Here is a 13381-nt window from a genome sequence, read left to right as displayed (position 1 = left end):
TTCTTATATCACACTACTATTCCCTGTTTCTATCACCCAACTAACTACTGTAGCAGTCGTACCTATTTTCAATAAATTGAATGTCACCTCTACAGGTGCTTCGGCTTGTACCTCTTTTATAACCTGAGTGATATCTGTCGTTATTGTTTCTTTTGCTTCATCCTCATATGTAAAACTCATTTCCAAGATAGTCTTTCCCTCTACATCTGCTCTTGTAGTACTGATTTCATGCAGGAGAGGCAATAACATTTTTCCTTCAAAACAGACTCTGTCTTCCTTATATACCGATATCAAATCAAGATAACACTCGGAAGTAGAGTAAGCAGCAATTTCCATAGTGAACAATTTCAGCGAATTGATCATCCCGATAAGATGCGCCTCAGCCTGTTTCACTTTCTTACTTGTTGGCATCTCAAAACAAGCTTTCAATACCAAAGGGTGAGGTGAGAGTACTACTAACGGCCCGTTCGTCTCGGTGACATTGAATTCTGCCACAGAAGAAAACATCATTTCCGGATGCATTACATCACCGCTCACTCCCGGCTCTAATAACTCTATCGCTGCATCCTCCGCCACATCCATATTACTGAACTTCACATTGGTCTCTGCTTTGTTCATACTAAGCAACAGCAGCTTATATTTACCAGGCAACAAATCATTGATATAAACATCATCGCCAACTTCTCTTGAAAAAGGTTTCAAAGAACGACTTTCCGGATAAAACACCAACCATTCTCCTTCCGGCTTACTATATTTCCCCCAATTGACTTTAACATGAACCGTACCATCGGGTACACTCTCAACGTCATCCTCAATAGGACGAAAAGAACAAGATGAAAGCAACAGGATTATTCCTTCACACAGTACAAGACACAGCACTTTCCATGAAGAAGATTTTCTTACTTTTTCCATCTTCTGTTTCTTTTGATACAACAAATATAGAAGATGAAAATAAACTAAAACAATACTTAGATAACTATTTTAGGGCACTGGAAGGGTTCGTGAAACGATTGGAAGTTTTTTGCAAGTTTGGGACTTTTCTATTCGCGAAACTTCTATCGTTTTACACTAATAAGCCACACTAAAGAGCATTTAACTTTTGTAGGTCCGATGTAAACAATACGGCGTGTGTCTTTCCAGGTTAGTTCTCCCTGGTCCGAAAGGTAGGTGTGAAAGTCAGTAGTCAGACAGCCTACCCCCAAGCTGAACTCCAACGAAAAATGGCGGCCTATGCGCCGGGTATATCCATAACTAAGACCGCCGGCAGCATAATACTTTCCCCGATAACCTGTTATTTCGCCAAACTGAAAGTCATAATTACCGCCTTCGGCATATAATCCGAAGAAATGGCCGATCAAGGGATCACGCGTGCGGCGATTGCCCAACCAGCAACGTCCTTCAATGCCACCGGATACTAACTGATAGCAGAAATTACGCTCATTATTCAACCACCAGGGGCATTTGTATTCGGCATTCACTGACCAACGACGTCCCAAGGGTATCTCCAACTCAAGATTCGGAGCTAAAGCAATGTCATAAAGCAGATTGTTTTTTAATGCGAGAATCGTCTTTCGCCGTTTCGGAGTAATCAAAACCGATCCGGCGTCCTCCGGTTCTATAGATTCTGTCAGAAGAGCCGGAGACTGTTGTCCGACAGTCGATGCAAAGCCGGATACAGGTTCTACCCCGTTCAACGGAGCTACCAAATCGGCATAATTCCAGCTCACCTGTATCTCCGTCCGGTGTAAGCGAGGTAAAAGCGATTCCTGAATATACGTATAGGGTTTCTTGCCGTTAAGATATTGCAAAAGTTTTTCACACTTTGCCGGATCATAATGATGATAATCTATCACACGCAACACATCTTCCTGATCAGGAACTCCCGGATCGGACGCTATCAAAGTACGCCAATCCATCCAATCTGTCTCTTTACGACAGAGCACAAACTTAGCATGCAGGCGGGGATAACGTTCGTTTATATAATCTCTCACTGCCTCGGCACGCCGTGCAGCCAACCAGGCATTGAATTTCAGACTGCCTTCCGGCACTATCAATGAAGTTATTATCAAAGAATCGGGATGTGCCGTTTCCAAAGAATCGGCAAAAAGAGCATCAAGGGCAGCAATCGTTTCACTATTATCCAGATAATCCGGATCTATCTCATCCTGATTGAAAGGGAAATAAATATAACGACTTCTTACCGTATCCTTCTTTACAATAGGACGAGTGCCCTGAGCATAGTTTGCCCCGGGTATCATAAGAAGTAATCCTAAAATAGATATGATGCAGATACGGCTTTTCATAACAACACATTAAACAGGTAGCAAATATAGAAAAGAGATTCCAGAATAAAGCAGAATCAATACTAAATCTGAGAAAGAATGTCTCATACAGTGAAATGATTGACAGATATTTGCAACTCCGGAGTACTTCCCACACGGGGAGATATGACAGGCGATGCTGATTATTGCAATGCAGGTTAGCACTAATTTTCACAGCAGGCAGAGGGATGACAGCAACAATCGTCATCCATTCTGCGAAAATCCGCATAAGCCCGTGTTTCATCTGATGATAACAGCATTTGTCATTACTGCCTCTGCCTTCCCCCGTATGGATAAAACCTTATCTCGTAGAGTAACGTATGGTTCTCCGGTATGCAACGTTGTTTTACATGTACATGTTTCACTGCTCGACATGTACATGTCGTACTGCTCCACATGTGCATGTCGTACTGCTTTACATATACATGTAAAACACAGTTGCATACTGACCAACGGCTTGTTGCTTCCTGACTCAAACAACGAGCCATACCGGGGAATAGTAACGAGGCTACTCCTAAGTACTTCCAGCGCGAAAAAGCATACCGGATCTTATATCAGAATCGTGCAGTTTTATATACCGGACGATCTCTGACACCCCCTTTTAAATAGGGTTGTGTACGATAACAGTGAAAAACCGTGAAAGAATTTAAAAGAGAACCAATATTGAAAGAAATATTTGGAGGAATAGAGTGGAAGCCTTACATTTGTACTGTGATTTTTTTCATAGTATTAGATTTAAGGTTAACAAAGGTTGGAGCAAGGCGTTGCTCCTTTTTTTATGCCTATCATTGAAGTAACTGATACATTCCGCCTGCCAGTACCCGTATCACCCCCTTCATTTCAAGTTCAAACAAAATAGCATTCATTTTATGTACAGCAATATCGGCTTCAACTACCAATGTATTGATCTGTAAAGCCCCCTGTGCTTGCAAAAGAGAGATAATCCGCTGTTCTTCTTCTGATAATTCCGGGAAGAGATTCCGCTGAACATTCTCCACTTTCCGAGACTGTGAAGAAGCATCCCAGCACATGGCTTTCACAAAATCTTCGGCAGACAAAAGAAGAGCTGCTTTATTGTCACGAATGAGTTGATTACAACCGATAGAAGAGGCATCCATCGTACGTCCGGGAAAAGCAAAACAGTCGCGATGATAACTTTCGGCAATATCGGCCGTGATCAGTGAACCGCCTTTAGCAGCAGACTCCACGACAATCGTAGCATCTGCCATACCTGCTACAATACGGTTACGGCTTATAAAGTTATGTTTATCGGGATTGGTCCCGGTGAGAAACTCGGTCAGTAAACCACCTTGCTGCAACATGTCAATAGCAGTTTTCCGATGGACGGAAGGATAAATACGATCAAGCCCATGCGCCAATACGCCAATGGTAGGAAGGCTGTTGGCAAGGGCCGCACGGTGTGCATGAATATCAATGCCATAAGCCAGACCACTTACAACAAGTACATCCGGACAGAGGATTTTCAAATCGCGAAGAAAAGAAGCACAAAGCTGCTTGCCATAATCAGTAGCGTTACGGGTACCTACCATATTAATAACGCGAAGCGCATTCAAATCGGCATTTCCTTTGAAAAAAAGAGCAATAGGGGCATCATCACATTCGCGAAGACGGGACGGATAATGTTCATCGGCCAAAGTAAGACATTGAATATGGTTCTTCTCTGCAAATTCATACTCTTCGCCGGCACGTACCAATACCTGTGAACAATCCAATGCTTCCACCACGCGGTTGTTTACTCCCGGCAAACGTTCAGGAAGTTCCTGCCGGAAACGAAAAACGTCAGCAGCACTTCCAATACCATCCACCAGCTTCTTTGCCCAAATATGCCCAATGCCCGGAACCTGTGTCAAGGCAATGCTACAAATACACTCTTCGCGGCTACTCATTGCAAGTAGGGCGCAAATACGCTGTCGAACAGTTCACTATCACTCAAACGCCCATTAACGACACATACAGTTTCAACGGTTGCCTTTACTACTACTTTGCTATCACTCTTCCGGAAGATATCCTGATAGAACACGTACTTGATACCTTCTTTTTTCATATAGAGTTTGGAGACAAATTCGTCTCCACTCTTCAATGGAGTTTTAAAGGCCATATTGATACGGGCAACAACCGGATCAACTCCCTGCTCATGCAATGCAGCAAAGCTGACACCCACAGAAGAAAGGAATTCATGACGCGTATGTTCCAGATAGTGTTGATAATTGGCATTGTTGACAATGCCTTGCAGGTCGCATTCATAATCGCGTACCTTCATCTCCAGCTCGTAAATATAATTCATGGTTGTAATGTTATAAAGTTATAGGGTAGTAAAGTTATAACTCTCCTTACAACCCGCCTTTAAACTTTTTCAGCTCATCCACAGAAACCAGTTTGTAGAGCTTATCACTCGGACGTATCTTATCGAGTTTCATGGAAAAACGTTCTCCCTTCTTTACGTTTTGTACCGGTTCAAGATCAACACGTGCCTCTTCGAGGGTAGCAAACAAAGCTCCGGTAGTCGGTCCGGTTACCAATAGCTTATCGCCTACATTCAATTCGGCTGCTTCTACAAGAAACTCGGCAACACCGATATTACTAAAATAACGGATTCCTTTACCCACGTAGATCTTACGTTCTGTAGCTGCCGAACCATAGTTCTTAGTCCACTCTCCCAAACGCTGTCCCAAATAGTATCCGTCCCAGAAGCCACGATTGAATACACACTTCAGGCGTTCATCCCAGGCAGCCACTTTCTCGTCAGTGAAAGTATCGTCCAGATAAGCCTTGATAGCCTCTTTATAACACTCCACCACGGTACGCACATACTCAGGACCGCGGGCACGGCCTTCTATCTTGAACACCCGTACACCGGCATCCATCATCTTATTCATAAAATGAATCGTCTTCAGGTCTTTGGGTGACATTATATACTGATTGTCAACGTCCAGCTCCACATCCGTCTCTTTATCCCGCACTGTATAAGAACGGCGGCACACCTGCATACAGGCACCACGATTGGCAGAACTGTTCATCTCATGCAACGAAAGATAACACTTACCGGAGACAGCCATACACAAAGCACCGTGACAGAACATTTCAATACGAATCTGTTCGCCCGAAGGGCCACATATATTTTCTTCTACGATATGACGATAAATCTCCGCTACCTGCTCTAAGTTCAATTCGCGGGCAAGCACTACCACATCGGCAAACTGAGCATAGAATCTCAAAGCCTCTATGTTGGATATATTCAGTTGGGTAGAAAGATGCACCTCCTGCCCGATCCGGCGGGCGTAACTCATCACCGCCACATCGGCAGCAATCACAGCCGAAATACCGGCTTCTTTCGCCGCGTCAACGATAGTGCGCATCAGTTCCAGATCATTATCATATATGATTGTATTCACCGTCAGATAACTCTTCATCCCATGTTCATCACAGGTCCGGGCTATTTCGCGCAGATCGTCAATGGTAAACGTATTGGCCGAACGGGCACGCATATTCAAATTTGCAATGCCAAAATAAATAGAGTCGGCACCTCCCTGAATGGCTGCTGCAAGTGATTCACGGGAACCAACAGGAGCCATTATTTCAAAATCATTCAAACTAAAACTCATATACTTTATTAATAGAAAGCTTATTATCCCCCCGGTCTTCCGGGAGGTTTTTCTCATAATTCAATCAGTTAAATAAATCAAGAAGTACAAAGGTAGGCTTTTTTCCGTATTTTTGTAGCGATAACGAAAGTTACTTCAACCGTAAATCGTAAAATTAAGTAAACCGAAAATGAAAATAGGTCCTATAGATTTGGGCGAACGCCCTGTATTCCTTGCTCCGATGGAGGATGTGACAGATCCTGCCTTCCGTTTGATGTGTAAAAAGTTCGGAGCCGATATGGTGTATACGGAGTTTGTTTCGAGCGATGCACTGATACGCTCTGTCAACAAGACCACACAGAAACTTTCTATCTGCGACGAAGAGCGTCCTGTTGCCATACAGATATACGGAAAAGATACCGAAGCTATGGTAGGAGCAGCACGGATTGTAGAAGAGGCGCAGCCTGATATACTGGATATCAACTTCGGATGTCCCGTAAAAAAGGTGGCCGGTAAAGGTGCCGGAGCTGGGATGTTACAGAATATCCCAAAGATGCTGGAAATCACCCGTGCCGTAGTAGATGCCGTAAAGATACCTGTTACAGTAAAAACCCGCCTGGGTTGGGATGCCGACCACAAAATCATTGTAGATCTGGCAGAACAACTACAGGACTGCGGTATTGCCGCACTCGCCATTCACGGACGTACCCGGGCACAAATGTATACCGGAGAGGCAGACTGGACACTTATTGGTGAAGTGAAAAACAATCCCCGCATGCATATTCCGATCATCGGCAACGGAGACGTCACCTCGGCAGCAACCGCCAAAGCGTGTTTCGACCGTTACGGAGTAGACGCCATCATGATTGGCCGGGGCAGTATCGGACGCCCCTGGATCTTCCGCGAGGTGAAACACTATCTGGAAACAGGAACCGAACTTCCTCCCGAAACCTTTGAATGGTATCTGAATGTGCTTCGCGAAGAAGTGCTCAACAGCGTAGCCCGCCTGGACGAACGCCGGGGAATCATTCACATACGCCGCCATCTGGCTGCAACTCCTCTGTTCAAAGGTATTCCTAATTTCCGGGAAACCCGTATCGCCATGCTAAGAACAGAGTCGGTAGAAGAATTATTCCGAATATTCGACAAAATAAAACCGGATGGTGAATAAAAAAGAGATTGGCTTTAGTGGATTTATCATAAAAAAGTTATTACTTTTGCAGAAAATAGATTCTTTTATAAAGTAACAAACAATATGAGACAACTGCTACTCTTTTTTATTTTATCACTGTTCACCTCTCCGTTACTTCGTGCGCAATCTGTAGAAGAAATACAGAATAGCAAGGAATATATTTGGGGAACCGGCAATGCCTCTACGCTCAAAAAAGCCGATAACGAAGCGTTGGCGGCATTAATAAGCCAGATATCTACCAATGTATCCAGCCAGTTCAGCCAACTGACGGAAGGAGGTACAGACGGAGACAAAGTAACCGTAGACGAAACATTCAAATCGGTCATCAACACCTATTCACGTGCAACACTGAACAATACCCGACGTATCGTAATACAGAACGAACCGGAAGCTGCGGTAATGCGCTACATCAAAGTCAGCGAGATACAACGTATCTTCGAGGGGCGTAAAACAAAATTGCTCGACTTTACTCAAGAAGCGATAAAAGCTGAGAAAAAAGCACAGGTAGCTGATGCCTTACGCTATTATTACTGGGCACTGACCCTACTGCAAAGCTATCCTGACGGGAATTTTCTCACAATGAAAGACGAAGAAGGGAAAGATCAGCTATTATGTAATTGGATTCCCAAACAGATGAATGCTATCTTCTCTCATCTGGAGGTTTCCATAAACGACGTCCACATCGACGGTGATCTGAAAACAATCGATCTGAAAGTGCTCTACAAAGGTCAGCCTGCCCGCAACTACGATTATACCTATTTTGACGGGCGTGACTGGTCAAACATCTTCTCGGCAAAAGACGGACTGGGAATTATCGAAATGCCTGCTGTTGCCAATGCCAAAGGGATGCAGATAAAAACGGAGTATATGTTTGAAGGCGAGTCTAATATCGACAATGAACTGGCCGAAGTCATGCAGTCAGTCAATCCGATCCCTATGCGCAACTGCTATCTGAAACTAACAGGTGAGGAGCCTAAACCAGGAGAAACCCCGGCAGCAACATTGCTGACAGCTTCCGGTGATAACGCCAAACAAACAGAATCCGCCATGCATTATCTGGCTAACGAAGAAGTTACTGTCTATCAGAGCACTATGAAAGAGGTAGAAAACGCCATCCGCTCCAAAAATTACGCCAATATACAGTCTCTTTGTACACCGGAAGGATTCACCATGTTCAACCAACTGATTAAATACGGTAATGCCAAAATAGTGAAGGAACCGGAGCTAAAATATCTGGAATGCAATGGTGAGGTAACCTGTCGCAGCCTTCCCATGAGCTTCAGTTTCAATGGCAATGCCCGCACATTCGTTGAAGACATCGTATTTACCATGACCAAAGAAGGTAAGATAGACGCCATTGCCTTCGGACTGAACAAGCCGGCTGTTGACGATATTATGAATCAGACTTCCTGGGGAGACGATGTACGTAAAGTATTGATTAACTTCCTTGAAAGTTATAAAACAGCCTATGCATTAAAACGCTATGATTACATCAACAGTATATTCTCGGATGATGCTCTGATTATCACCGGTTCGGTGCTGAAACACAAAGTAGTAAACGAGGGGCAACCTATGAGCAAAGAGGCTGTGAAGTATACCCGTCAGACAAAGAGTGAATTCATGAAAAGACTGAAACACATCTTTGCCGGAAATGAATATATCAATCTTCGCTTTGCTGACAATCAGGTACGCAAGTCGGGAGTAGGAGGCGAAATCTATGGTATCCAGATCAAACAGGACTACTTCTCGTCCAGCTATGGCGATACAGGCTACCTCTTTTTAATGGTGGACCTCAATAACCCCAAAGAACCCATTATTCATGTACGTACCTGGCAGCCGGAGAAAGACCCGGATTTCGGCCTGATAGATTTAAGTCACTTCTGATTTTCACCACAGAGGACACAGAGGGCACAGAGTAATTGTCTAATTGATTTTAAAAGATTTAAAACTCTGTGCCCTCTGTGTCCTCTGTGGTGAAATACATTCAAAACCATACAGCAAGAAATCAATTTTACCGACAACCATCGCATCAGAAAAGTTTTGTCACGGAAAACCGTTACAAAACGACTACACATAAGTTAAAAATCAAACTTATCCGATCATTTTATTTGATAAAAAGGGATTCATTTACAAACATTAATTATATTTGTTCGAAAAATACATTAATCCTAAATTACAGAAACAAACATGTCAAATAGCACTACTAAACGTCTGTTGCTACTATTTATCGTTCTTCTATTTATTTGCCCTGCCATCCCTGTGCTTGCGCAACAAGGAAAAATCAACGTAGCATCTTTCCAACGTATGGAAAGCGACATCACTGCCCGTGTCACAGCTCCCAAACGAGACCAAAACGGTGAAGTCTGTGCACTTATCCGTATCGTGACCAATGTAAAAGACCTTATGTTTGAACCGGACGCCCTGGGAATCACGGCACGTGAAAACAAAACAGGAGAAATCTGGCTGTACGTCCCGCGAGGTGCCCGCCGTATCTCTATTTTACATGACCAACTCGGTATTATGCGAAACTACTTCTATCCGGACATCATCGAAAAAGCTACCGTATACGAAATGGTACTCAACACCGGTGATCAGCAGGATAAACCTGTAGTTGAAAACAACATGCAGCTCATCGTAGTACGCCCCGAACCAGCTACCTCCAATATTTATATTGACGATGAACAGGTGCCGGTTGAGAATGGTCTGTTCAACGCTACCATGCCCAAAGGCGATCATACCTATCGTGTAGAAGCTCCGATGTACCAACCCGAAGCAGGTGTTATCTCCCTGGGAAGCAGTCCGGTGACCAAAAGTGTAGTGCTGAAACCCAAGTTCGGCTATATGGAAATATTCTCCCTGCCCGAACAGGATGCCAAAGTTTACATTGACACAGTTCTCGTAGGTACAACCCCTTACCGCAGTGACCGCATGGCTATCAAAGAGTATAAAGTACGCATCGAAAAGGAAACTTATTTCCCCATAGACACTGTACTGACTGTAGCTGCGGGCGAAACGGTACGTCCCACTTTCCGGATGATATCTACTATCAAGCCAAAAATCCCAATGAATACACTTGTCTTGCTGCAGGCCGGATACAACCCGAACTCTACTACCTTTGGCGCTATGTTAGGATTTGGTAAAAACAAGAACGGCTTCTACATCGGTTTCCGTAGCGACTTTAGTTCGGCAGGGAGCGACTTCGAATGCAACGAAAATGGCACAATAGGTGACGGAAGTATACCTCCGTTCTATAAAGAAGGAGTCACCCACCAATCACGTATGTCAGTTACCGCCGGATATTTCCGTCGCCTCAACAAGACGATCTACCTTTATGCAGGAGCCGGATACGGCAGCCGTACTCTATCTTATGAACTGGATGAACGGGCTGAGGATGAAAGTGGAAAAAGCCTTGAGGGGATACAGGTAAAGGATACAAGTAAATCTCCCACCGGAGTAGCCTTCGAGTTAGGTGGTATTCTGCGCTTCAATAAGTTCCTGATCTCTGCGGGGTACCACACAGTAAATGCCAAATACCACGAAATAAGTACCGGTATCGGTATGATATTCTAACCCCAAAACGTAAAATGAGATGAAGAAATTCCTATATATAATAATGTGTGGGGTGCTACTCTTGTCAGGCTGCGAAGAAGACAACGAGCCGTTGGCATATCCGCCTACGCTTGCCAGTGGTAGCGTGACGGAAATGACAAGGGTGCAAGCCGTTCTTTCAGGAGCAGCCATCCCCCATCCATCCAGCATCGTGAAATGTGATATCGGCTTTATGGTTGCCACCTCAGACAACATGGCCGATGCGGAATCTTTTGTTGGCACGGAAGAGTCTGACGGCAATAATCAATACCGGGCAACAGCTACAGGATTAAAACCAGGTACCCAGTATTACTTTTGTATCTATGCTAAAAGCGGCAATACACTGGTAAAAGGCCCGGTACAGTCATTCACTACAGAAGAAAGCATTGCTCCTATTGTAAGCGTACCAACCGTTATCAGTAAAGATGAAACTACCCTGACACTTAGTAGCCAGGTGACCGATGACGGTGACGATACTCCGACCATTCGTGGGTTTGCTTATAAAATATATATTGAAGGCGACCCCGACCCGACCAAGAGCGATAACGTAGTATTGGGTTCCCTCACAGCAACACGTGGAAAAGAGGATCCTTTCACTGGTACTGCTATCAATCTGCAATCCAATACAACCTATGCCATACGGGCATATGCCACCAATAAAACCGGAACCGGATATAGTCAGGTCATTACATTGAAAACGGATGAACTAATGACCCCTATTGTTACAATCACTCCACCCAATCCGGATAAACTGACTTCCTATACACTGGAGGTAACAGGAACCGTCACTGACGAACGGGGGTATCCGGTTCAAGAACGCGGCTTTTGCTGGAGTGCGGAAAATCGTCTGCCTGTAGTGATTGAAAACGGGCAAAATCAGGTAACAGCTGATGCAACCAGTACCTTTACCAAGGTAGTGACCGGATTGAATTCCAAAACGAAATACTACCTCCGCGCCTATGCTACCAATGAAAAAGGAACCGGTTACAGTTCTCCGATAGAATTTACCACTGTCGAAGAGCAGACTGCTTCACTGACGAAAATGATTGTATCGGATATTACTTCCGAATCGGCGGTACTCTCGGCTCTCGTAGCAACGGGAATAGGTGCAGAAATCAGAGAAAAAGGATTCTGCTATAGTAAGGAACATAACCCTACCAAGGCAGATAATCCGCAACCTTTCAACGGAGAAAGTAACCAAATGCAAACCAGACTTACCGCATTGGAAGAAGGCGTCACTTACTATGCCCGTGCTTATGCCACTACACGCGATGACACATTCTACAGTAATGAAGTAGAATTCACTACCAGTGCATTACTTGTGCCCGAGATTGGTAATCCTGTCTTCAAGAATGTCACGGAAACTTCGGCAACCATCACTGCCGTTATCATTTCTAATGGGGGAAGTGAAGTGCAGGAACGGGGAATCTACTATAGTCTGACCAATCAAAACCCGGAACAAGGAGGGGCAAATGTACAAACGGCTTTATCCGAGAGTGCAGATCTTGGTAAAATAACGGTTAATCTTACCGGACTGACCGGCGGGCAGAGATATTATGTGAAAGCCTTTGCGCGTAACAGTAAAGGAATCGGATATTGCAGCGCACCTGCCACTCTACTGACTGCAGCAAATACGGCACCCAAAGTGAGTAGTTTGACAGTAATGAACATTCAGGACGATAATGCCAAGGCCAAAGCATTCGTTTCCGATGCGGGAGGAAGCGGTTTAACCATTACCGAGCGAGGGTTTGTATGGAGTAATAATGGAATAACACCTACCCTGGAAAACAATACAGGTAAAGCCGTCGCATCAGGAAGTGCAGATAGTTTTGAAGCATTATTAAACGAACTGAATCCCAGCACCTCCTATATAGTACGTGCATATGCCAAAAACAATAAAGTGCAGGAAGCCGGATATAGTCAGCCCATCAACTTTATGACAGGACAAACCTATGCACCTACTTTGACAGAAGGAAAAAGAGAATTAGTCAAATTCGATCGGATCACCATTAGTGCTGTTATTGCCAATGACGGAGGAGCTACCGTTACCGATTATGGTATCTGCTGGGCACCTGCCGGTGAAACTCCGAACATTAAAGGGAATCATGTTAAAGGGATAATGACAGGAAATACCTTCACCGCAACAGCTACAGGACTTACACATAGTACCTCTTACAGCGTAGCTGCGTATGCCAAGAATAAAGACCGGAATGGAGTTAGTTATATTCCCTTTGGTGATATAACGACTGCTGCATTACCTCCCCAACCGGGCGATAACCCTACACCAGATGATCCAATTCTTGGTAAAAAACCATCAATGAACGGTGTGTATAATTCGGGAACATTCCCTACAAAATTAGTTATTACTTCCGGTATTAGTGACAAAGGGAGTGCAGCAGTTACAGCCCAAGGCTTTATTTGGAGTGCTACCGAACAAAATCCTGAAATAGGGAAAGCAGGATGTACCAATGTATCCATCACTCCAGGAGGAGAACTGAAAACTGTTCTCACCGGACTGACACCGGGCACTACTTACTATATACGCTCCTATGCCACCAACGATGTAGGTACAGGATATAGTAACACAGCCTGGCTGACTACCGAACCGGGAGACAAAGTAGAACCCGGAGAAGGAGATAATCCCACACCGGAACCAATTGATAACAAATAAAAATATC

The 13381-nt window shown here is 44.3% G+C and carries 9 protein-coding genes; 4 read left to right on the top strand and 5 right to left on the bottom strand.

Annotated features, from left to right (window positions below; translation table 11 throughout):
* Positions 1–3: 3 nt before the first annotated feature.
* The 5 genes from VCM39_RS00450 to VCM39_RS00430 form a co-directional block, all read right to left on the bottom strand.
* Positions 4–912 carry a DUF5119 domain-containing protein gene (locus VCM39_RS00450; RefSeq protein WP_221649708.1) on the bottom strand — a complete coding sequence of 303 codons (909 nt, stop codon included), beginning with the start codon at positions 910–912 and terminating at the stop codon, positions 4–6.
* Positions 913–1055: 143 nt separating this feature from the next.
* Entirely contained in the window at positions 1056–2303 is a 1248-nt protein-coding gene (locus VCM39_RS00445; RefSeq protein ID WP_322932335.1) for a DUF3575 domain-containing protein, read from the bottom strand.
* A gap of 803 nt (positions 2304–3106) precedes the next feature.
* The gene (gene dprA / locus VCM39_RS00440; RefSeq protein WP_289291222.1) at positions 3107–4228 is read right to left on the bottom strand and encodes a DNA-processing protein DprA; all 1122 of its coding nucleotides are present in this window, start codon (positions 4226–4228) and stop codon (positions 3107–3109) included.
* Positions 4225–4626 (bottom strand): acyl-CoA thioesterase, encoded by a 402-nt coding sequence (locus tag VCM39_RS00435; RefSeq protein WP_221649705.1) that lies wholly within the window; start codon positions 4624–4626, stop codon positions 4225–4227. Before VCM39_RS00435 ends, dprA begins: the two co-directional genes overlap by 4 nt.
* A 46-nt stretch (positions 4627–4672) precedes the next feature.
* The gene (locus VCM39_RS00430) at positions 4673–5944 is read right to left on the bottom strand and encodes a peptidase U32 family protein (RefSeq protein ID WP_221649704.1); all 1272 of its coding nucleotides are present in this window, start codon (positions 5942–5944) and stop codon (positions 4673–4675) included.
* Positions 5945–6113: 169 nt separating this feature from the next.
* Between VCM39_RS00430 and dusB the strand changes: the two genes are divergently transcribed.
* The 4 genes from dusB to VCM39_RS00410 all read left to right on the top strand — a co-directional run bounded on the left by dusB (position 6114) and on the right by VCM39_RS00410 (position 13374).
* Positions 6114–7094: a tRNA dihydrouridine synthase DusB gene (gene dusB / locus VCM39_RS00425; RefSeq protein ID WP_289291224.1), complete on the top strand. Its 981-nt coding sequence runs from the start codon at positions 6114–6116 to the stop codon at positions 7092–7094.
* A gap of 84 nt (positions 7095–7178) precedes the next feature.
* Positions 7179–8999 (top strand): LPP20 family lipoprotein, encoded by a 1821-nt coding sequence (locus VCM39_RS00420; RefSeq protein ID WP_322932334.1) that lies wholly within the window; start codon positions 7179–7181, stop codon positions 8997–8999.
* A gap of 303 nt (positions 9000–9302) precedes the next feature.
* Positions 9303–10685 (top strand): PEGA domain-containing protein, encoded by a 1383-nt coding sequence (locus VCM39_RS00415; protein ID WP_322932333.1) that lies wholly within the window; start codon positions 9303–9305, stop codon positions 10683–10685.
* A 19-nt stretch (positions 10686–10704) separates the two neighbouring features.
* Positions 10705–13374: a hypothetical protein gene (locus VCM39_RS00410; RefSeq protein WP_322932332.1), complete on the top strand. Its 2670-nt coding sequence runs from the start codon at positions 10705–10707 to the stop codon at positions 13372–13374.
* Positions 13375–13381: the final 7 nt, after the last annotated feature.

It is taken from the genome of Bacteroides mucinivorans, from assembly GCF_034654355.2.
GTDB classification, from domain to species: Bacteria; Bacteroidota; Bacteroidia; order Bacteroidales; family Bacteroidaceae; genus Bacteroides; species Bacteroides nordii.
Note: the sequence above shows the minus strand (reverse complement) of the source record. Positions and strands in the feature narration are given on the sequence as shown.